Genomic DNA, 21,999 nt, shown 5'->3' on the forward strand with positions numbered 1-21,999 from the left:
TTTTAATGTTTTTGTATCCCTACTCCCTACTCCCTACTCCCTGTTTTTGTAAGGATTTTAACCTACTCAATTTTTATACAAATAAAGAACTCTTGTGGGGTGGGACGGAAAGCCCGTCCCACCCCACAAGATAACTTATTCCACCATTTTAGCCTTGACAGTCCAGTAGGGTACGTTATGGACGCAAGTCCTAACGCACCGAAGATCTCGGACGGTGCGTTGCCATAAGGCATAACACGCCCTACTGCACAACTGGATTTAGCATGAGGGCATTGACAAAATCATTCAAGTTTTAATATCTAATTCACATTAGACGTAATTACGAATTACGAATTACGAATTACGAATTACCTATCTACTGACCCCATGATGATATCAATACTACCTAAGATTACAACTAGGTCAGCGACTTTTACACCACGTAAGATGTGAGGTAATACTTGTAAGTTATTGAAATCTGCTGGACGAATTTTCCAGCGCCAAGGAAAAGGATGATCATCACCAATTAAATAAATTCCTAACTCACCTTTACCGCTTTCAACACGAGCGTAAACTTCACCCTTGGAAATTTTGAAAGTGGGTGCAACTTTCTTAGCAATATACTGATAATCAAAGCCATCCCACTCAGATTTCTTGCCTGCCGCCATCCGCTTGGCTTCTAGATTTTCATAAGCGCCACCGGGAAGCCCTTTGAGGGCTTGGCGAATAATTTTTACAGATTCGCGCATTTCCCTAATTCTTACCAAGTAACGGGCATAACAATCGCCAGATGTATCCGATTGCACTTCCCAATCGAAATCATCATAACATTCATAGTGATCAACTTTTCGTAAGTCCCATTTGACTCCAGAAGCGCGTAACATAGGGCCAGAAAGTCCCCAGTTGATAGCTTCATCACGAGTGATAGTTCCAATACCCTCAACCCGACGGCGAAAAATAGGGTTATTGGTAATCAGGCGTTCATACTCATCTACTTTGGGCATAAAGTAGTCACAGAAATCTTGGCACTTATCCACCCAGCTATAAGGCAAATCTGCTGCCACACCACCAATCCGAAAGTAGTTGTTATTTACCATCCGATAACCTGTAGCAGCTTCCCACAGATCATAAATCAACTCTCGTTCTCGAAAGATATAGAAAAAGGGAGTTCCAGCACCAGTATCAAGTAGGAACGGCCCCAACCACAGCAAGTGGTTGGCAATTCGGTTCAACTCCAGCATGATCACACGGATGTAACTAGCACGTTTGGGCACAGTAATCTCAGCCAATTTTTCTGGGGCATTAACTGTAACTGCTTCGTTAAACATTCCTGCTGCATAGTCCCACCGACTAACATAGGGGACATACATAATATTGGTGCGGTTCTCAGCAATTTTTTCCATCCCTCTGTGCAAGTAGCCAATAACTGGCTCACAATCCATCACATCCTCACCATCGAGGGTGACAATTAACCTGAAACACCCATGCATTGAAGGATGATGCGGGCCCATATTAATGAGCATGGGGTCAGTTCTAGTTTCAATTCTTCTTTTGATTTCAGTATTTTTACCGTCAGTGATCATAAGGTCTCTCTTGGGGACTAGGGAACTCGGGGCCCCCGCTCCCAGAGGGAGTGGGGATTAGGGGGACTGGGGACACTTCGGCAAGCTCAGTGCATCGCTGGGAATTGTCATTGATTATTCTCCGCGTCCCCCTACCCTTCTCCTATCGGAGACGCTGCGCGAACGGGAACGCTTTCAGCGAACGGGTTCGCAGTCGCCTGCGGAGGGAAACCCTCCTTTACTCGCTGTCTCACCGCGTCTCCCTATTTTCAACAGTTAACAGTGTGCTGTCTTGGATATTCGTCCGATTTTTGGATATTTTTGCTATTTTGTGTATTTTTGCAGCAATGTTTTGGGAGTTACTCCCATTAGCCGCTTAAAGTGGCGATTGAGATGACTTTGATCGACAAAACCAACTTGAGTCGCAATCTCTGCAATGGAAAGCTGTCCTTGAATTAATAACTGTTTTGCTCTGTCAATGCGACAGCGAATAATATATTGATGAGGGGTTGTGTGGGTGGACTGTTTAAATAGTTGGCAAAAGTAATGAGGACTCATCTGTACAAGAGTTGCAAGCTCTCTTAAGCTTAGATCTTGATGGAGATGAGCATTGATATAATCAATAACTTGCTGTAACTTGTGTTTAACTAAACCGCCTGAATGCTCACAAATAATAAATTGCTGTGTACAGTAGTGCTGCAAAAGATGGACAAACAGAGCGTTTGTCATTGCTTGTGCGTAAAAACGACTGGCTACACCGTAATTTTCTAACGCAGACTTGAGTGCTAACCCTATTTGATATACTAAAGGATCTGGTTTGGCAAAATGTGGCAAAAGTTCTACGCGATCGCCATCTACTGATTCATAAATTGCATGGGCGAAAACACTAGGCTCAAAACCCAAATACAGCACACCGCCTGTCGCGTGCCAACAAGCACGATGCCCCGTATTGGCTGGGTTGACAACAATATCACCTTCAACTATTTGCTCATTACGGAAGCGCCCGTCTAACGTTCGTTCTGTAGGAATTGGCGTTGTAATTTCGGTAAAAATAGCGATGCCGTGCTGTTTAGCAAAAACTTCAGGGATCTCGCCAGGCAGGTGACAATCATAGGCTAAGTAAACACCATCCCAATTGGCTGCTAGACTTGTGAGAAGAGGCGATCGCGAGAATACTCGCTTATATCCATCTTCCTTTTCTTTAGAGAAGTCAATAGATAAAGATTTAGTTTGTGCCATTGCTCTGACCGCTTTCACGTTCTTAATTTATCAAACATTCAAGTCAGTTGGAGCGTCTAAATCATTTCCCAATTACGAATCACAAATTATTTTCTCAATAAAGGCTTGATTTTCTGGGCTTTCTGCTTGCTTGAGATATTCAATGGCAATTTGTCCGGCGGCAGGTTGTGCTTGAGCTATGTTAACTAAAAGTATTACTGTTTGATGAAGTTGAATTTTTTCTATATGCTTATTGGTAATAATTGGTAAAGTAATAGCAGCAAACACAAGTCCAATCAGTGGGGGAATAGTAGGAATCCACCAACCCTGCAAAAAGGTAAGATAAGTAATTGCGATAAGTACTGTTGTGGCGATCACCACAACAAATATCATCAGTCTAATTGATTTGAATTGCCAGCTTAAAGCTGCTCCCACGCCACACCAAAATAAAATCCACAAGAACTCGATTGGTTCAGACCAAACCCTCAGTGTTGGTCTGGCGTGCAGTGCGGCATTCAAAATTTGGCTGGTAATACTTGCATGAATTAATACACCCGGCATTCGTTTGGGAGGGCCAAATAGCTGGTGGCTGTAAGGTGTTTGAAAGTAATCGTTGACGCTTTCAGCAGTTGAACCAATTAAAATGATGCGATCGCGTAATTTTTGTGATGGTATCCGATTGGCTAGTAAATCCGCGATCGTAAAAGTCTCAAACTGTTCTTGAGTACCATAAAAGTTGAGTAAAATCTGATACCCACCATCATCAGCTCGCACATAACCCCCATCATTCGCTTGAAAGGGAACCAATACTGTTTTTCCTAGCTGCATTTGCTCAGGATGGTTGGGTAGGGATTGGGCAGTAATACCAACAGTTTCTAAATAGTTTAGTGCAAGTTGCAAACCCAAATTAAGGCGTAATTTGCCATTTTTTAGTCGAACTGACAGCAAAGCCCGACGTAGTTTTCCATCTCCATCCAAAACTTGATCGGCAAGACCCACTTGATCTAATTCAGCTAAAATCGGCGGTGGAGCAATCTTGCTACCCACTACCTTTTCAATACCAATCAAAGTGGGAGTTGTGCTAAATTGTCTCACTAATTTTTCATAACCTGGTTGTACAGGCAAATTTCGATACAAATCTAGTCCAATTGCTTTGGGTTGATAAGTTTTTAAAGTCTGGATAGCTTGAGCCAAAACTTGGTCTGGTAAAGGATACTGACCAACCAGTTGAATATCTGACTCGTTAATTGTGATCACAGTAATGTAAGGGTCAATTTTTGCTGAAGCACGTGCTTGAAAATATCGATCCAGCATTGCCCACTCTGTACCTTGTAGTAATCCAGTAAAACGTATCAGGATAATTAGACTGGTAATTCCACTGGCAATACTCCCAATCCAACCTTTGCCCAAACGTAGTTTTTGGACGTTGCGTTTAGCAGTTTTGCGGGCGTTTGCCAAAATCTGATTTGCTTGCTTGGCAGCAAGTATGGCAAATTCTGCTTTTTCTCGTTCGAGTTGTCTGGCTTGTTTTTCTGCTACTAAATCGCCTTCTATTTTTTGTTGTGCTAGTTCTTGACTAGCAGCTAAGAAGCGATAATCGAAATCGCTAAGTTTTTTATTTTTTGACCAAGCTAGTGCTGACTGCAATACTGCTCCCTCTAGGAGTTGTGATTCATCTTGCTCATTTGAGGTTATCCAAACATTGAAATTTTGCGCGTAAGGGCGAAGATTTTCTAATTGTTTGGCAACCCATTCTGAGCTAAAGACTGCTTGGTAAATTGGATTTTTGGCCTCTAGATATCTCTGCCGACTGATCACCAACCCCGACAATAGTAGTTCAATTTGTTCTCGACTATCATCGGTTGGTACTTTTATTCCAGCTAAAATTTGCTGGTAGATTCCTAGTGTCCGTCCTGACATTTGTTCATTGCTGAGGATGCGATCGCGAATCGTTCGTAAATGCTCCGGATCATCCTGCGATTCCCACTTTTGAATAATTTGAGACCTCACAATACTTTCAACCCAAAAGGCTTCAGTACCAGGAGGAATTAAGAGCGTTCCACTTACCGTATCTTGACTGAAATTCATCACCAACTGACACAATTTTTGCGTCAGAAAAGGTTGTCCTCCCGTCCAAGTTAAAATTTCTTTGAGAATTCCTTGAGTATTACTTTCGGAAAATTTTAATCCTTTAGCTAATGGCTGAACTTCATCTAAAGTAAAACCATGCAGTTCAATCGCTTTACCAATATTAAATGGCGTGCGCTGTGGATCTTCGATTAAATCTGATGGTGTAATCACACCAAAGATTACAAATGTAAGACGCTTGTATTCTGGATTGATAGCTCGCTGGTTATAACAAAACCGAATCAAAGCAAAAAAATCATCTACAGAAAAATCTAAGCCTTTAATACTATCAACTTCGTCAATAAATACAAAAATCCTTTCGCTAGGAAATTCTACTAACAGAACTTCGGAAATAAACCGACTCAGCCTTTGGAGTAAAGGTAAATCTTCTTGCTCTTGCCACCAAGCTTTAAGATTAACTTTACTTAACAATTTAAAGCCTAGCCATAATTCACCAACTATCCCCTTATACCACTGTCCAGGAGTAATGTTCTGACAGCCAATATTAGTCATATCAACGGTGGCACATTTAAAACCTTCTTGTTGTAAACGATGCCGAGTTCTAACTAACAGCGATGACTTACCCATTTGTCTAGAGTTTAGAACATAACAAAACTCACCTGCTTTCAGCGCTTCATAAAGTTGTGCGTCGGCTTGTCGTTCTATATAACTAGGAGCATCAATAGTTAGACTACCACCGACTTGATACTTATAAAGGGTCATTTGATGAACTAAAAGTATAGCCAAAAGGGCATTTTTGTATTATTTGATACAAAACATCCCAGCAGTTAGATAATATAGCAATTATAGTACTGTGCATAGTAGCCACATTGCAAAAACAAATTGTTTTTAGTACATAATTTTGAATCTGTGCATTTAGACATTAAATTTATATTTATAAATGTTTTTGCGCTTTTAAATCTTGATTTAATCAATAAATAACACAGCCTAATAAGCTGTTAAGCATTTAATTTGCGCGTTGAAACCGCAAAAGAGCAGGGGGCAGGGAGCATCTTACTTACAAATCAAGAGTGCAATTTATAAGCACGACAGCTTACAAGGATTTTTTGCACTATTTACGGGTAAGGTTATAAACCTTTGTTTTTTGATAAAACATCTGTGATTTCTTTTATAAATCACAAATTACCAGTTATAAAAACACAAATTTAGGCAGAGTTTTGATTAAATTAACTCTACAATTGCTAACAAAATTATTTATTGTTGAAATATATTCGTTTATTCTAAAATATGAATTGGATTATAATCATCAATATATGTAATTTAAACTATAGATAAAAAGAATCTTCCTTGTAGCTTGCTCAACAAAGTTAATATCTCTAGTGATTAACTAAACTAAAAAACTACTTGACACACTTTTCCCACTTTTATTAGTGTCAGTGACTTTTCTATGAAGACATTTGTGTGTTAAGTTGCTAAAATTTCATGACATTATAAATGAGGAAAATGGGGCGATATGGGCGATCGCCCCACTTGCTTCAGCCGAAACACCTCTAAGTAGGGTAAAGGTCAAATGACTCCTTATTCCTACGTAGATTCTGCCCAAACTTTATAGCCATGCAAATCACTAAAGCTTTGGTAATGCTCAACCCCAAACCTTAGTCCTTGCTATGAATGCTTTAGCAATGCGTCGTTTTGTCACTACTAACTACGTAAAGCGATCGCTTGTAAAGCGTATACTTGTATAAATGTATAAAAGAGATTGGGGATTAGGAATTAGCTACTGAGGATTGAAGAATTTAAACTATATCTCCTTCCCAGTTTCCAGTCCTTAGTCTCCAGTACCCAGCCCTACGAACAGTTGAAAGTTCCCCCTTTGGCAACCATCAAGTACTCACATGTTTCTTGATTATTTTACTACGATAACATGATCAAAAACTTTAAAGAAAATAAAGAAAATTTCTTGAAATAAAAAGTAGGAAAAGTGGGAAAAGTGAGGAATTTAGTTAAAATTTTGTCTAGTCAAAAATTGTATAGACTCAAACCAATGAAAATGCAAATGCCCTATTGTCAAAAAATCTATAACAATATGCATCGCAATAATAGCGCCAACTGCTCGATATCTCCATAACAACCACATCCAAAAAATGGACATAAAAGGCAGTATGAAAGCCATGGGTGTAAAGGGTTCATGCTTTGGTAGGATTTGGAACCAAAAAAACGGATGAATTAATCCCGAGTAAAAAACATAGCTAATATATCCACAAATAAATATAGTAATTGGCTTGTTAGGAAACTGCTTTTGTCCCAAATAGCAACCTACCAAAAACCAAAAAATAAACATAAATTGTTCCAAAACTCCATTCACAAACGCAAACAATATTAAGTCTGGTAGTTGATAGGAACCTGTAACAGTTTTAATTGTAAACATCACGTAAATGACAGCTGCGATGAGCGTCGTTACCCATCCTAAAACTAGAGAAATTTTGTAACCGTTCTCTTGATGTGTCGAATCTGCATCAGGATAGAGCAATTGCTCAGCAAACTTTTTATTTGCAACTACAATCATCGTAGCGAGTAAACAGAACAGCCAATATAGCCAAATATATCCTTCAATAGCCACGACGTTAATCCCTCAAAAAAACTCTGCTAACAACAGGATATAGAGTGTTGGTTACTTCGACTCCGCTCAGTAACCAACATCACTTTAAACTTTACGGCGACTAACAATCAATTCAATTCCCGTTTTAGGAAACATAGAAATAAATAATCCAAATTTTCCTAGTTCTAAATCGGCTTCAAAGTTAGGCGCTACTTGCAAGTTAAATCTATAGAGCAACACAGCTAGTGCTACCTTCATTTCATACATCGCGAAATGCTCTCCTAAGCATTTTCTAGCACCATCACCGAATGTCAGTGGTAAACAAACACCTGCCTTTGTTCTGCCTTTGTCATGCTTAGCTAGAGAGTGCAGCCATTTTACAGGACACTCTTGGGAAAAACTAAGGGGAGTACTTTCTTTGGTGGTGACTACAGCACCTGCCAAGGCAGGTACACCTTCTGTGTCAAGATAGCGATCGGGATTGAAATGCTCTGGATTAGCCCCAAAGTATTCAGGATTTGCGTGTAATGGCCCAAAAGTAATACCTACTGCTTGTTGCGAAGGAATTGCCCAACCCTCTAGAACATCACTATTGAGGCTAATTCGCTGTAACCCTGCCATTGGAGGATATAAACGCAACGATTCCAGTAAAACATAATCTAAATAGTTAAGCTCTGCAACACCTGCGGTTGTTAATTGTCCTCCTCCCTTTTCCATGACTTCAGCTATCTCTGCTTGTACACGAGCTAATATTTCAGGATGTTGAGCTAGTGAGTATAAAGTTAGAGATACGCTTGTAGCCACAGTCTCATGCCCATTTACGATAATAGCGAGTAGATTATCCCGGACTTCTTTATCTGTTAAAGGCTGTATATTATCCTCAAAAAAATCAGTTGCTTGCAATAACAAATCTAGTACATTAGATGAGTTTGAATTTGATTGTTTATTGATATTTTTTCTAGCTTCAATCAACTCATTGAGAAAGTTATCTACATATTTAAAGGCATCTGCAAGTTTGTGGTTAGAAGATAAGGGTAGGTGTTGCCACCATTTGGTAAATTGGTGTACAGGTCGAGTACTTTGATTCAGAATATATTTGATATTTGCGAGAAACTGATTAGCTTCCCCATTGAGAGCAGCAAAATCATGACTCATGGATGTTTTACCGACAATATCTAAAAACAAGGCGTTTAAATCGTCATAAATGTTAAGTTTAATATTCTCTCCAGCTTGATCAATGCGCTTGCTCCATTGGTGAGCAAGTCTTTCTGAGTAGTCAACAAAAATATCATGAAAACCTTTAACATGCTTTCTCGAAAAAACTTCATTCATTAACAAGCGGTGTCGTTGCCAATTATCTCCTGTGTTGGTGAGGACGCTTGAACCATAGAGTTTCTGAATTAGCGAATTGGGGGTAAATTTTTCATAGTTTTTCTGGTTATAAATGAGGATACGACGAGCCATTTGGTAGTTAGTGACAGAAATTTGTTGTCGCCATAACCAGAAAATTTGGACAATCTCACCGAATTTTTCGTGAAACCCATGATAAGCGGATAAACGATTTTTTGCCCGATAAACGTCAACCAAATTACCTACTAACATTTTGGGAGCTTGCCTAGGTATGGTTCTGCCATCTGAGTGATGAATTTGCAGACTTAAGCGAGCTACCAGTTGAAAGTACCAGGTAGAAACTAAAGACCAGACTAACAAAAAAGCAAATGTAAAAAGTAGAGAAAATGTAAAAACTTTTGTGATCATGATATGAAAATTCCCTCACATAAACTGTGATCAAAATTTCAACAAAAATATGTTTAACAAATTGGTAAGAGGGTGATATTGTGACAAAAGAGCAAAAATTAAAGCACTATTAAATCTGTTGCCAATAAAGCTAGAATAAATAGAAAATCAACAAATGAACTAACGATAGAACTAAAAAACCTGGCAGATAAAGCATTACCAAAAAGCATGACTAACGTTCCTACCAACATCCATGGCCATTGGATTTCATACCAGATATAAATTCCTGCCACAGCCACTAATATGGCAGTCAAGATGGTCAAAATAGGTATTTCACTACTTTGAGGTTTGTAACGCAAGGTACCAGCAGAATATGTTGGTGTCAGTTCTTGAGAGCGAAATTCAGATACTAAACCAAGTATGATTAGACTGAAAGCGATCGCCCAGCCTCCATAATGTACCAGCGAGTTTTTCATCCACACAACACCAGCGTTATGGCTGATTTGGACGGCAGTTACCACCAGCAGTGGTACAAACAAATTGTGTAATGTAAAGCGCAAGCGATTTAATGTTTTTAATAAATCGCCTTCATTAATTATGCAACCGATTGAAATAATCAAATTGTCGTATGTCATACCAGCCAGTACGACAATTAGCAGAATTGTGCTAATTTTTTGTTCTTGTTGAAATAAGCTAATCTCCCATAGCACCAACCCTACACTAGCTAAGGTGTAGATTGGATAAATAAAAGCACCCATAAGTTTTTCAAGAAATTGCTATTTTTGCGGCTTCAATTCTCGAATCAGACAGCTTTTTGATTGATTTGCTAACTTTTAACTGTTGGCATCATACTCATTTACTTAGCAGTCTCAGTTTGTCTTTATCTTTACTTTAGAAATCAGCGCTCAAACTAATAGTAATTGTCAAATAGATAACATATAGTGAGTACTGCTATGTTTAGCAAGGGGATGAAGAATCAGGCATCGTTGTATGTTGAAGGTTGACGCCGCTGAAGTTAGCACCTTTGATATTAGCTCCTCTGAGGTTTGCACCTGTGAGATTAGCTCCTGCAAAGTTTGCTCCTGTAAGGTTTGCCCATCCCAAGTTAGCGTCTCTCAAGTCAGCTTCGCTGAGATTTGCCCGCAATAGGTACGCACCACTTAGGTGAGCTTTGCTGAGATTAGTTTTGTATAAGTCAGTTTTATAAAGGTAAGCCCCGATTAATTCTGCTTGGTGCAGGTTGGCTTCGCTGAAGTCAGCCTCGATTAAGTTAGCGGCGATGAGGTTAGCAAAACAAAGATTAGTCCGAATGAGCTTTGCCGTACCTAAATCTGCTTCTTTTAAGTTAGCGCCTCTGAGGTCAGTCCCTATGAGATTAGCATCTGCGATCGCAGCACCTCGCAGATTTACCCTACTCAAATTAGCACCAATCAAATTAGCACGACGCAAATCTGCCTGAGCGAGTGTCGCACCACTCAAGTCAGCAACACTCAAGTTCGTCTCACTCAGGTTAGCCTCTACAAGGTTGGCTTTGTGGAGACTAGCACTACTCAAATCAGCACCCGTGAGATTTGCTCCCACGAGTACAGCATGACTCAAATCTACCCGGCTTAAGTTCACTCCTTGCAAGTTGGCAGCGGTGAAATCTGGTTTAATCTGGTGATTTTGCTTTCTCCAGTCATGCCATGTGATTGCACCTGCTTTCAATAAAGCTAGATGCTCTTGATTTGCCATTTTCTCTCCTTTACTCGTGACGCCCACTTTGAGGAACTCGGCCAGCTACACTTTCAATCGCTGTTAACGCTCCTGCCGCACCTGCTAGAATATCTTGCTCTTGCCCACCTAAGTAAAGCCGTCCAAAGCTACCTACAGCTTGGACTTCCAAGATATTAATTGCTGCGGCTTTTTCTGCTTCATTCGCTGCCAGTGCAGCATAAGCAGCGGGTTCAACTTCTAAGACATACAGCGTTTGTCCTGCTAAGAGTAGCTGTCCCCGACGCGTGCGATTGATCAATTGTGTTTGGTAAGCGTCAATGTTGCGGATAATCTGGGTAGAAACGACACGCGGTTTCAGACATTCTTCTTTTTTGACTCCCAGCATCGCTAAAATAGCTTGACCAGCAGCTCGCGTTTCTCCTTGAGAGGCAGAATGAACTTCTAATAGACCATACAAGCGTTCGACTACTTGTACCCCTGGACGAACAGAAGCAGATTTGAGCGCTACGTCGGTAATACGGTTAATTTCAATACCAGGAGAGATTTCAATCCACAACGATGTATCTCCTGGTAATGGTAAAAAACCTTGGGCTACTGTTCCTATATATGCTGCATGTTGAGGTTGCAGGTTATCGAGAAATACGAAACTGCGTAGTTCTATTCCCAAGATTTTGCTCTCCAGTTCTCAGTTATCAGTTAACAGTTATCAGTTACCAGCTAGTCCTCCGGCATCAGTGCAGGAGATTTTAATAGGTATATTTTCACTTCCAAAAATAAATCTGGATGGCTGCATCCTTTATATTACCAGGGGTAAAGACTGTCATTAGCCATTAGTATTGACAAAGGATAAATGACTAATGACAACTACTAGGGAATGTGCAATTTAAATCGGTAACAGTTTATTAACTGATCATTCGGCAGGAACAAACTTCAAAGCCACACCATTCATACAGTAGCGTTTACCAGTGGGTGCAGGGCCGTCGTCAAATACATGACCTAGATGTCCACCACAGCGACTGCAATGTACTTCAGTTCTAGTCATCAAAAACGACCGATCTACAGTAGTGGCGATCGCACCTTCAATTGGGTTAAAAAAGCTGGGCCAACCAGTGCCACTGTTAAATTTGGTATCAGCTATGAACAGTTGCTGTTCGCACGCAGCACAAAGGTAAGTCCCTTGAGCATATTGCTTATCTAGTGGGCTAGTGTGAGCGCGTTCTGTACCATGTTTACGCAATACATGAAACTGCTCCGGCGTCAACACTTTGCGCCACTCTTCATCAGGCTTTGTAATTTCAAACTCAGTATTGGAAGTTGTCATGACCTCTGTCCTCTGATTGATATAACGTGTTGACAATGCCGCGCCAACTATAACTACACTAGCTTGTAAAAAATAGCGTTTATCCATAATCTATCTTGAAAGTGGGGAATTCGTAATTCGGAATTCGTAATGACGCGACGCTCCTGCGTCGCTCTAAGCGAAGCTATGCCGTAGGCTTTACGCTAACGCTATCGAGGACTCGCTACCGCTGACGCTCGTACCTCGCTACCGCTTCGCTAACGCTAACGTAATTCGTAATTATTGACTCTCCCTCATCTTTTGGTTGGTGAGTTTCGGCTACGCAGTAATCGAGCGAATTCGTAATTCGTAATTATTGACTCTCCCTGATCTTTTGGTTGGTGAGTTGGTTTGTTTATTTAATTGTCAACTTAGAACAACCTCCCTCATCCCCCACCGACGATTGTCACTACTTCTAAGCGATCGCCTGGTTGGATTGTTGTTTGTTGCCAGAACTGGCGGTGTAAGATTTCGCCGTTATACTCTACTGCGACTAAGCGGGGATTGAAACCTAACTGTTGCAGTAAGTCGGGTAAAAGAGTTTGAGACGCGCAACTTTGGGTTTCCCCATTGACTTGAAGCATAATCTCATGAGACATAAGGAAACTTGTTGTTGAATTTAGTTAATTTTTTTGAATGGAAAATTGTTACCGAAAAAAAGTAAAAGTTCAAAGTCGAATAAGCTACACTCCACTACACTAATGCCCGCAAGTTTTAGTTATCACTTTTCCCTGTTCCCTTTTATGGCCTGAGTTTAATACGATTGAGTTGAGACAGAAAATATTGCGTTACTAAGGTAGGTTGTTCAGCTTGCATTAGCGATCGCACTACTGCTACACGTTCTGCTCCAGCGTCGATGACATCATTAATATTATTTGCATCTATACCACCAATGGCAAACCAGGGAATTGAACAATTTCTAGCAGCATAGATGACATAATCTAAACCTGCTGCTGCTTTGCCAACTTTGGTGGGAGTTTCATAAACTGGGCCGACGCCAATATAATCTACGCCTTCTGTAATTGCCCTTTGCATTTCTTCGGAATTTGTGGTGGACATACCGATTAATCTTTGGGGGCCGAGTAATTGACGTGCGATCGCAATTGGCATATCTTGCTGTCCTAGATGCACACCATCGGCATCTACTGCCAAAGCTAAATCTACGCGATCATTAACGATGAACAATGCACCGTAGGTATGGCATAATTGCCGCAATTGTTTGGCTTGTTCTAGACGTATAGAATCATCGGCGGTTTTGTCGCGGTATTGTACAAGCGTTAATCCACCTTTGAGTGCAGCTTCCACAGCGCCGAAAAAGTTTTCACCAGGGGAAGTCACAAGATAAAGACGCGATCGCCACAACAATTGATGGCGCTGATGACCCATTAAACTGCTTTCTAGGGTATAAACTCGATAGCGCATTTGCTTACAAGCTTTACCCATATTCGGGTTATAAAGCTTGCTGTATTCTTCCAGCACCCGTAGTGCTTCTTGGACACGGCAAAAATTAGCTTGCAACACTAATTTAATACTAGCTCTTTGTTCTTCTTGGGGATGAGTCAATTCAGTTCCCGGATCGCCTGGTGTATCGCGTGCTGCTCGCAACTCAGAAGTATGCCATTTAGCTATTTCTTGCCGCAGGTGTTTGCATTCAACAGCCAGTTGGCTATTATTTAAACCAAAGCGACACCATTCCTCGATAATTCGCAAGCCTTCACGAGCGCGGTCTAAATTAGCGTCTAAGATTCGGTAGACAACTTGCTGTATTTGCTCTGTTTGGCTGTATGGCTCGACCATTACCACAACCCCATTGGTGCTTTCAGCGAAAAACGAATTATCATATGTTTTATTAATCACGACCTAAAATGAGTTTGCTAATTTTACTAGAGATTTGCCAGGCGTACTCAAGACAACCCAGTGATAAGATTTTTTGACAATTATCTCATGTTTGCATAGGTTCTGATAAAAGTAGCTGAATTGGCAATTGAGAATTGAGAATGTAGTAGTCGAAGTAGTTAGTTAATGACAAATCACTACATAATTCCCAATTCCCACAAAATGAGCCAATCGGTCAATATGTGGGTAACATTATCGACATACTAGTACTCATCGACAGCAATAGACACACCATCTAACAAAAAGTCAAAAGTTTGGAACAATAGAACTTTTGATGCTTACGTATTAGTACTAGCAAGTAAAAACATAAAAAGTTATTTTTGGTTTTAAGGAGTTCTCTTGTGTTTCCTAAATACCTTAGAGCATCTGTCACATCTGCAAAGCTGATGTTTATAGAATCAGTAATGCTTTCTGTAGCTGGTTGTTCAGTACTGAATTTTACTGTGGGTACTGGAATGATGGGTGTAGCATTTTTAGGTTTGAGCTTTGGTAGCGCCATTGCTCAAATGCCATCTACACCAGAAATGACAACGCCTATTGGTGAGAATACACTGTTTGTCAATCCCAGTGTAGGAGATGACAATACAGGCAATGGTAGCGATCGCACTCCTTTCAAAACAATTACTCAAGCACTACGAATAGCCAACGTCAATACTGTGATTATCCTCTCTCCAGGTACTTACAGTGCTGAAACAGGAGAGACATTTCCTTTGATGATGAAACAGGGGGTTTCTATTCAAGGCAATCCTGAGAATAAAGGTAAGGATATCACGATTCAAGGTGGTGGTAATTATCTCAGTCGCAGCTTTGGTGGTCAAAACGTCACCATTGTAGGAGCAAACCAAGCCAGTTTGACTGGGGTGACGGTAAGTAACTCTAATCCCCGTGGTTACGGTTTGTGGATTGAATCTAGCAATCCGGCGATCGCAGAAAATACTTTTACTGGCAGTACTCAAGATGGGATTTCCGTCACAGGTAACGCTGCACCAACCATTAGCAAGAATTACTTTTATCGTAATGGGGCGAATGGACTAACAATTGCTGGTAACTCTCGTCCGCAAGTGCGGGAAAATATCTTTGAGCAAACTGGCTATGGGATCAATATCGCCCAAAATGCTGCCCCTTTGGTGGTGGGTAATCAAATTCAGCAAAATAGAGCAGGTGTTTTAGTGCAAGCAAATGCTCGCCCAATTTTGCGAAATAATTTAATTCAAGGCAGTAAAGAAGACGGTTTAGTGGCGATCGCTCAAGCAATGCCAGATTTAGGCAACGCGTCCGAACCGGGGGGTAATCAATTTCAAAATAATGCTCGCTACGACATTAATACCAGCACTGCCAAGCAAATAATTTCTGCTGCTGGAAACAACCTGGTCAGTAGTCGCATTCAAGGTAAGGTAGATCTCAGCGGTACAACAGCACTAGAACCCCAAAACCCTCCTGTCTCCAGTCGCATACAAGAAGTACCCTCTAGCGGAGAAATCAGTTTTGCTGCTCCCGGAGTTGCTGACACTGCTAACAACCGTCCAATTCCTCCAAATAATAGTACTAATCCGCAATTAAATAGCCAACTGTTGCCATTACTGCCAGCTAAGCTACCAGTTGCTATACCCAGATCTAATCAACAACCACCTAAACCACGTACCTCAAAGGTTACTGGTTTTCCTATTCCTACAAGTCTGCCAAATGGACAAGTACCTACTGATAATCAAGTCGTCCCTGAGACAAATACCACTCCCAAACCAGAAACGCCACAGGTAAATTATGTGCAGATTGATCCCAACACGATTGAATTTACAGCACCTGGGCCCTCATCTAACTCAACAGCACAGATATCTGGTAAACCATTGCCAGTCTTAGAAGCTGCGTCACCTGGCGATTTAGGTCTTCTGCCACTTCCTGATGGCAATACTCGCAATTTACCGAACTTACCATTACCACAAACTTCTCCAACTGGGTCTATTGGTGGAGAATCATTACCACCTGCTCGTGCTACACAGCCTAGCATACGTTACCGTGTGGTAGTACAATTTGCAACTGACAAAGATCGGGATTTAGTGCGATCGCTTGCTCCTGGCGCTTTCCCCACAGTCTGGCAAGGTCAAAAAGTCATGCAAGTAGGAGTCTTTACCAGCGAATACAACGCTAAAGAAATGGTCAAAATCCTTGATAGCAAGGGTTTAAGGGCAGTTATGGAGCCTTTGAATTGATATTGGGGACTGGGTAGTGGAGACTGGGCTGAGCAAAGTCGTACCCTACGGGATCTTGCTACGCGTAGCGTCTCGCAGAGAAGCCCACGGGAAATTAGTGTTTGTTCTTTTTCTGCCCAATCCCTTACATTAGCCTTCATCCCTTGCCTAAAGTACGCTTGGGCGGCACTATGCGCCTGTTACTCAAGGTTTTCGGCATAATAGACCTCTTGCAAAAGTCGGATACTCGCCAGAAAATTTATTTTCTGGCTGATAACTCAAGTCGGTTGAAACCGACTAATAACAGTATTTTTAGTCCGTTGAAACGGACTTTTGCTATTAGGCAGAGACTTCAGTCTCTGACGGTTCAAGTATTTTTGCAAGAAGTCTAATTTTTTATAAATTTTTTTTAGTTTTTCCTTGACTCTCCAGCCAACTAGAGAATTAAAGATAGAGATAGTTCATCAAAATTGAAATCATGACATTGCAACTCAAAGTTCCTAACATGGCTTGCTCAGCTTGTGGTGAAACCATTACCAAAGCGATTCAAACGGTTGACCCAACTGCAACAGTTCAGGCTGATCCCAAAACCAAACTTGTCAACATCGAAACTCAAGCTTTGGAAACTGCGATTACAGAAGCAATTACATCAGCAGGCTACACCGTAGCTGCCCACTAATTTTTCTAGTAGTTCATTTCATTAAATTTGATTGGTTAACGGTGATTCAGATCCCCAACTTTTGGAAAAAGTCGGGGATCTCGCAGCCTATCAAAATTAATGCGATAAACCACTAATTATATCTGTAAACCCAGCCTTACACAATTCCCCACTCCCCATCAAATATGGAAAACGCGAATTTAAAGCTACGAGGCATGAGTTGCGTTTCGTGTGCCAACACAATTGCACAGGCAATTCGCTCTGTTCCTGGTGTGAATGAATGTAGTGTCAACTTTGGGGCAGAGCAAGCCACTGTCAACTACGACCCCAGAAAAACTAGCCTAGAAGCGATTTGTGATGTGATAGGTGCTGCGGGATATTCTGCTCAACCGATGCAAGACGATGATTTATTTACTGCAAAAGATGATGCAGGACAGCAGGAACGCCAAGCAGAAACTCAAGCGTTAGTCAGAAAAATTTGGGTTGGCGGCGTTATCAGCACTATTTTATTTATTGGCTCATTACCGATGATGACGGGGTTGTCCATTCCCTTGATTCCCATGTGGCTGCATAATCCTTGGCTACAGCTGGTGCTAGCAACGATTGTGCTATTTTGGTGTGGCGCATCTTTCTTTATCAATGCTGGGAAAGCTCTAAAACGTCACACAGCAACTATGGATACTTTAGTGGCAATTGGTACAGGTGCCGCTTATGTGTATTCTCTGTTCCCCACATTCTGGCCTGGGTTTTTCACTAATCAAGGATTACCTGCTGATGTATATTACGAAGCATCTGTAATTATCATCACTTTGATTTTGCTGGGACGATCGCTAGAAAATCGTGCCAAAGGAAAAACTTCTCAAGCGATTCGTCAGTTAATCGGCTTGCAAGCTAAAACTGCTCGCGTCCTTCGCAATGGCATAGAGGTAGACATCCCAATTATCGAGGTGATTAAAGGCGATATTGTTTTTGTGCGTCCAGGCGAAAAGATTCCAGTCGATGGCGAGATTATTGATGGTTCCTCAACTATTGATGAGGCAATGGTGACTGGTGAAAGTGTGCCTGTGAAGAAGCAGCCAGGGGATGAAGTGATTGGAGCCACAATCAACAAAACTGGTAGCTTTAAATTCCGGGCGACACGAGTAGGTAAAGATACATTTTTGGCGCAAATTGTCAAGCTAGTGCAGCAAGCACAAGGCTCAAAAGCGCCGATTCAGCGATTGGCAGATCAAGTCACTGGATGGTTTGTACCTGCTGTAATTGCGATCGCGATCGCCACCTTCATTATTTGGTATAACGTCATGGGCAATGTCACAATGGCACTAATTACCACTGTCGGTGTGTTAATTATTGCTTGCCCATGTGCCCTTGGTTTAGCAACGCCAACTTCGATTATGGTAGGAACGGGTAAGGGGGCCGAAAACGGCATCCTCATCAAAGGAGCAGAAAGTTTAGAACTCGCGCACAAGCTCAAGACTGTGGTGCTTGACAAAACAGGCACAATTACCCAAGGTAAACCCACCGTCACCGACTTTGTAACCCTCAACGGTACAGCCAATAGCAACGAGCAAAATCTCCTACGCCTTGCCGCAGCCGTTGAACGTAATTCCGAACATCCTCTAGCGGAAGCAGTCGTCAATTATACTCAATCTCAAGGTGTCGAGTTAACCGATGCAGAGGATTTTACAGCGATCGCAGGTAGCGGTGTGCAAGCATATGTGTCAAATCAACTGGTACAAATTGGTACTCAGCGTTGGATGAACGAATTGGGCATTGATCTAAGCACATTACAAGAAAATTGCGATCGCTGGGAATATCTAGGTAAGACAGTGATTTGGATGGCAGTGAATAGCCAAATCCAAGGAATTATAGGTATTGCCGATGCAGTGAAACCCTCTTCTGTCAACGCGATTCGCGCATTGCAAAAAATGGGATTAGAAGTGGTAATGTTAACTGGAGACAATCGCCGCACAGCCGCAGTCATTGCTCATGAAGTAGGTATCAAGCGAGTCTTTGCCGAAGTTCGTCCAGATCAAAAAGCCGAAACTGTGAAAAAACTTCAGTTAGAAGGTAAGATTGTAGCTATGGTCGGGGATGGCATCAATGATGCACCAGCTCTAGCTCAAGCTGATGTAGGTATAGCGATTGGTACGGGAACAGATGTTGCGATCGCTGCTAGTGACATTACCCTGATCTCTGGAGATTTACAGGGAATAGTCACCGCTATTCAACTTTCTCGCGCCACAATTCGTAACATTCGTCAAAATCTCTTCTTTGCGTTTATCTATAACGTTGCTGGTATTCCCATTGCAGCCGGAATTCTCTTCCCCATCTTCGGTTGGCTACTCAGCCCCATTATTGCAGGTGCAGCAATGGCGTTTAGTTCCGTCTCCGTAGTCACGAATGCGTTGCGTTTGCGAAATTTCCAACCGATTAGGTAGAAGGGACTGGGGACTGGGGACTGGACTTAGTTGTAGTATTGGCAAATGCAGGCATTGAAATCATGAATAGAACAGCAATCATTGGCAGTATTGCAAGTATGGGACTATTGTTGAGCGTTGCTACTCACAAAGCGGTAGCACAAACTACTCACAAAACTCATACAGAATTTCAACGTATTGAGCAACCATTGTGGGCAAAAGCAGCTGTTACAGCAGGCGGACTAGGATTGATCGCACTAGAATTATGGTGGTTTCTGCGAAGTAAGCCCAATTAAAATTTATTCCCAAAGATAGTTACATAAGTGTATTCTCGTATAAGCTCTTATAAGAGAAAATAGGTTTTATTTCTACACACATAAATCTGTGCAATATGATTAAAGATTTTCAAGTTCAAGAACTGTTGATAGCGATCGCCATCCGGCATCAAAACCCCAGTATATTGACCGCAGACTTTCTCAAGTACACAGGAATTGTCCCTAACGATTGGGAATTAGCTAGACCACCAGTTATTACGAATACTGCGGCGCAGGTTGTTTACCAGAATGGTGTCAGCATAGTTGCAGAAGTGAATAGAGTAATTTTTGCTGAGAAGATTGCCACAAAAAAAACCAGCGAAGTACAGATTCCGATAGTAGCTCATCAATTTATCCAAACAGTCAAGCAGTTAAGCTATCAAGGTGTAGGAATTAATTTACGTGGGATTGTGCCTTATGAACCACAAAATTTGAGCGCACGTAACTACACATTTAGCAAACTGCTTCAGCCTGGAGCATGGCAAGATTTTGGTCATGCACCTGTGGAAGCTTCTATAAGGTTAGTTTATAAACTGGATGAAACACAGGTATTTCTAGAGATTAGTGAGGCTAAGTTGCAGTATCCAGACCAAACAACTAAGCCAGCAGTACTATTCTCGGCTAACTTTAGTCGTATGATTACTCAAGAAGAATCAATAGCACGTTTGGCTGCTGTAGGTGCAGTGATTGACAAGTGGGATAGTGACGTAGAAACACTCAAAGAGCTTATTAATAATAAGTTTTTGCAAGATCAAGATTATGTCATCAATAACGCACCAGATGAATCAACACAACTGATGATCGGAATAAATTGACTGTACCACAGAGAGTATTTCCCTTAAAGGGTACTGGGATTGCTCCCAATTTCCAAATCCTGGGCGCGACCTGTTGAAAGTATTACAATTCTTCACTATTTAATGTGATTCATTGTGATTTAATCAGACTTAGGCTAGAAATTACGTAAAATCGCTGAAAAATATAGATTGTTCCCTTGATGTCTATATAGAAACCTTAGTTAACAATAGTTAGCAAGTCTTAATACCAATTAAATACGATTTACCTCTCTTGATGATTCCTGAAAAAGGGGGGTTAAGAAAATCTAGTTCACTCCCATTGTCAGCGCAAGTTTAGGGAGGAATATAGTTTACAACTTCATAAAAGATTACATAACCTACATTCCTTCAGCATTATCCAAGAGCAAATTTGTTGTTCTATGGATTATTAAATGCTGCCTGCTCCAAAGCAGCATTTTGTTGGTGATCAATAAGGCTATCAATAGTTTGTGCTGGCAATTTTTAAGTAAAATTCATTCGAGTAAAGACTTATGGACGCTAACCAGCCACTAGAACTTTCTCCCTTAGTCACTTCTGACGTCAATCCGTTACTTATCGAAGGATTAACAGGAAATAGGGTAACTTTTACAGGTTCTGCTGCTGGGGATAGTCTTTATCTGCGAGTGAATGCCGACATCTTAGAGTACAGTATCGACAATACAAACTACACTCCTGTTGAGCTTCTCTCCTTTTCATCGCAGACTCAGATAACTGTCAATCTTTTAGCAGGGGATAATTCTCTTTTTGTTGATGCCTCTTTAATTCAAGCTTTACAAGATTCTGGTGGTCAAGCATCTTTTACTGGTGGTGCAGATGCGGATACTATATTTGGCCCTGGTGGGGTGAATGTTACTTGGAATGTCACAGGTGCAAACACTGGTAATATCGCTGGGGTATTTGGATTCACAGAAACAGAGAACCTCACAGGACGGGGAAATGATACATTAGTAGGTGCAAATCAGGCTAATCTCTGGACTCTCAACGGCAATGGCACAGGAACACTCAACGGACAGATTAGCTTTAATAATATTGCTAACTTGACTGGAGGGAGTGTTGAAGACACCTTTATCATTAGCGATGTCACAACTGTTAATATTGACGCCGGTGCAGGCGCAGATAGATTCCGCTTTAACGACGGTGTAAATCCTACAGGACTGATAACTGGAGGAGCAGGAAACGACTTCCTCGACTTTACCACCTTCCCCACAGCGATTAATCTTACCCTCAATGGTGCAGATACCACTGGGTTTAATGGTACAGGAACAGTTAGCTTTGCAGGTATTGATACTATTGTCGGTACAGAGAATACCAGAGATACCCTCACTGCTAATCCTACCGCCTTTAGTGAAAGTGTGTGGAATCTTGATGCTGAGCCGACATTTAGCGATCGCACTCGCACCCCCTAGCTATCTAATTGGTATACAAAGCAGATAAGCTGAGGAAAGCACCTAGCA

18 protein-coding genes are annotated in these 21,999 nt (G+C 41.4%); 7 read left to right on the forward strand and 11 right to left on the reverse strand.

The window, feature by feature from the left end; all coding sequences use genetic code 11:
• Positions 1 to 347: 347 nt before the first annotated feature.
• The 11 genes from AC5JMF_RS17955 to AC5JMF_RS18005 all read right to left on the reverse strand — a co-directional run bounded on the left by AC5JMF_RS17955 (position 348) and on the right by AC5JMF_RS18005 (position 14,035).
• Positions 348 to 1,562, reverse strand: a complete 1,215-nt coding sequence (locus AC5JMF_RS17955; RefSeq protein ID WP_495797081.1) for an NAD(P)H-quinone oxidoreductase subunit H — start codon at positions 1,560 to 1,562, stop codon at positions 348 to 350.
• A gap of 303 nt (positions 1,563 to 1,865) precedes the next feature.
• On the reverse strand, positions 1,866 to 2,798 hold the full coding sequence (locus AC5JMF_RS17960) for a helix-turn-helix domain-containing protein (protein WP_495797082.1): 933 nt from the start codon (positions 2,796 to 2,798) through the stop codon (positions 1,866 to 1,868).
• Positions 2,799 to 2,852: 54 nt separating this feature from the next.
• Positions 2,853 to 5,609 carry a CHASE2 domain-containing protein gene (locus tag AC5JMF_RS17965; protein WP_495797083.1) on the reverse strand — a complete coding sequence of 919 codons (2,757 nt, stop codon included), beginning with the start codon at positions 5,607 to 5,609 and terminating at the stop codon, positions 2,853 to 2,855.
• Between the two features lie 1,237 nt (positions 5,610 to 6,846).
• The gene (locus AC5JMF_RS17970) at positions 6,847 to 7,467 is read right to left on the reverse strand and encodes a hypothetical protein (RefSeq protein WP_495797084.1); all 621 of its coding nucleotides are present in this window, start codon (positions 7,465 to 7,467) and stop codon (positions 6,847 to 6,849) included.
• 84 nt (positions 7,468 to 7,551) lie between these two features.
• Positions 7,552 to 9,204, reverse strand: coding sequence for a cytochrome P450 (locus AC5JMF_RS17975; protein ID WP_495797085.1), 1,653 nt, complete (start codon positions 9,202 to 9,204; stop codon positions 7,552 to 7,554).
• 98 nt (positions 9,205 to 9,302) lie between these two features.
• The gene (locus AC5JMF_RS17980; protein WP_495797086.1) at positions 9,303 to 9,941 is read right to left on the reverse strand and encodes a hypothetical protein; all 639 of its coding nucleotides are present in this window, start codon (positions 9,939 to 9,941) and stop codon (positions 9,303 to 9,305) included.
• A 199-nt stretch (positions 9,942 to 10,140) separates the two neighbouring features.
• Entirely contained in the window at positions 10,141 to 10,917 is a 777-nt protein-coding gene (locus tag AC5JMF_RS17985; protein ID WP_495797087.1) for a pentapeptide repeat-containing protein, read from the reverse strand.
• Between the two features lie 10 nt (positions 10,918 to 10,927).
• Positions 10,928 to 11,566, reverse strand: coding sequence for a beta-carboxysome protein CcmP (ccmP, locus tag AC5JMF_RS17990; RefSeq protein ID WP_495797088.1), 639 nt, complete (start codon positions 11,564 to 11,566; stop codon positions 10,928 to 10,930).
• A gap of 243 nt (positions 11,567 to 11,809) precedes the next feature.
• A complete protein-coding gene (gene msrB, locus AC5JMF_RS17995; RefSeq protein WP_495797089.1) occupies positions 11,810 to 12,307 on the reverse strand; it encodes a peptide-methionine (R)-S-oxide reductase MsrB in 498 nt (165 codons plus the stop codon).
• Positions 12,308 to 12,624: 317 nt separating this feature from the next.
• Positions 12,625 to 12,837, reverse strand: coding sequence for a sulfur carrier protein ThiS (gene thiS, locus AC5JMF_RS18000; protein ID WP_495797090.1), 213 nt, complete (start codon positions 12,835 to 12,837; stop codon positions 12,625 to 12,627).
• A 142-nt stretch (positions 12,838 to 12,979) separates the two neighbouring features.
• Positions 12,980 to 14,035 (reverse strand): thiamine phosphate synthase, encoded by a 1,056-nt coding sequence (locus AC5JMF_RS18005; RefSeq protein WP_495797097.1) that lies wholly within the window; start codon positions 14,033 to 14,035, stop codon positions 12,980 to 12,982.
• Positions 14,036 to 14,520: 485 nt separating this feature from the next.
• On the opposite strand from AC5JMF_RS18005, the gene AC5JMF_RS18010 reads away from it, so the two are divergent.
• From AC5JMF_RS18010 to AC5JMF_RS18040, 7 genes are all read left to right on the forward strand, one after another.
• A complete protein-coding gene (locus tag AC5JMF_RS18010) occupies positions 14,521 to 16,341 on the forward strand; it encodes a DUF1565 domain-containing protein (RefSeq protein ID WP_495797098.1) in 1,821 nt (606 codons plus the stop codon).
• A gap of 209 nt (positions 16,342 to 16,550) precedes the next feature.
• Entirely contained in the window at positions 16,551 to 16,712 is a 162-nt protein-coding gene (locus AC5JMF_RS18015) for a hypothetical protein (RefSeq protein ID WP_495797091.1), read from the forward strand.
• Positions 16,713 to 16,798: 86 nt separating this feature from the next.
• Positions 16,799 to 16,999, forward strand: coding sequence for a heavy-metal-associated domain-containing protein (locus tag AC5JMF_RS18020; RefSeq protein WP_495797092.1), 201 nt, complete (start codon positions 16,799 to 16,801; stop codon positions 16,997 to 16,999).
• 164 nt (positions 17,000 to 17,163) lie between these two features.
• Positions 17,164 to 19,419, forward strand: coding sequence for a heavy metal translocating P-type ATPase (locus AC5JMF_RS18025; RefSeq protein ID WP_495797093.1), 2,256 nt, complete (start codon positions 17,164 to 17,166; stop codon positions 19,417 to 19,419).
• A gap of 62 nt (positions 19,420 to 19,481) precedes the next feature.
• Complete coding sequence (locus tag AC5JMF_RS18030) at positions 19,482 to 19,694, forward strand: hypothetical protein (protein WP_495797094.1); 213 nt, start codon at positions 19,482 to 19,484, stop codon at positions 19,692 to 19,694.
• 95 nt (positions 19,695 to 19,789) lie between these two features.
• The gene (locus AC5JMF_RS18035) at positions 19,790 to 20,527 is read left to right on the forward strand and encodes a hypothetical protein (RefSeq protein ID WP_495797095.1); all 738 of its coding nucleotides are present in this window, start codon (positions 19,790 to 19,792) and stop codon (positions 20,525 to 20,527) included.
• Between the two features lie 509 nt (positions 20,528 to 21,036).
• Positions 21,037 to 21,951: a hypothetical protein gene (locus tag AC5JMF_RS18040; RefSeq protein ID WP_495797096.1), complete on the forward strand. Its 915-nt coding sequence runs from the start codon at positions 21,037 to 21,039 to the stop codon at positions 21,949 to 21,951.
• The last annotated feature ends 48 nt before the right edge of the window (positions 21,952 to 21,999 follow it).

It is taken from the genome of Desmonostoc vinosum, from assembly GCF_059505385.1.

Coding starts and splice junctions, on each gene's coding strand:
- AC5JMF_RS17955 (WP_495797081.1), bottom strand. CDS start 1,562: ATGATCACTGACGGTAAAAATACTGAAATCAAAAGAAGAATTGAAACT.
- AC5JMF_RS17965 (WP_495797083.1), bottom strand. CDS start 5,609: ATGACCCTTTATAAGTATCAAGTCGGTGGTAGTCTAACTATTGATGCT.
- AC5JMF_RS17975 (WP_495797085.1), bottom strand. CDS start 9,204: ATGATCACAAAAGTTTTTACATTTTCTCTACTTTTTACATTTGCTTTT.
- AC5JMF_RS17980 (WP_495797086.1), bottom strand. CDS start 9,941: ATGGGTGCTTTTATTTATCCAATCTACACCTTAGCTAGTGTAGGGTTG.
- AC5JMF_RS17985 (WP_495797087.1), bottom strand. CDS start 10,917: ATGGCAAATCAAGAGCATCTAGCTTTATTGAAAGCAGGTGCAATCACA.
- msrB (WP_495797089.1), bottom strand. CDS start 12,307: ATGGATAAACGCTATTTTTTACAAGCTAGTGTAGTTATAGTTGGCGCG.
- thiS (WP_495797090.1), bottom strand. CDS start 12,837: ATGTCTCATGAGATTATGCTTCAAGTCAATGGGGAAACCCAAAGTTGC.
- AC5JMF_RS18005 (WP_495797097.1), bottom strand. CDS start 14,035: ATGGTCGAGCCATACAGCCAAACAGAGCAAATACAGCAAGTTGTCTAC.
- AC5JMF_RS18010 (WP_495797098.1), top strand. CDS start 14,521: ATGTTTATAGAATCAGTAATGCTTTCTGTAGCTGGTTGTTCAGTACTG.
- AC5JMF_RS18020 (WP_495797092.1), top strand. CDS start 16,799: ATGACATTGCAACTCAAAGTTCCTAACATGGCTTGCTCAGCTTGTGGT.
- AC5JMF_RS18025 (WP_495797093.1), top strand. CDS start 17,164: ATGGAAAACGCGAATTTAAAGCTACGAGGCATGAGTTGCGTTTCGTGT.
- AC5JMF_RS18030 (WP_495797094.1), top strand. CDS start 19,482: ATGAATAGAACAGCAATCATTGGCAGTATTGCAAGTATGGGACTATTG.
- AC5JMF_RS18035 (WP_495797095.1), top strand. CDS start 19,790: ATGATTAAAGATTTTCAAGTTCAAGAACTGTTGATAGCGATCGCCATC.
- AC5JMF_RS18040 (WP_495797096.1), top strand. CDS start 21,037: ATGGACGCTAACCAGCCACTAGAACTTTCTCCCTTAGTCACTTCTGAC.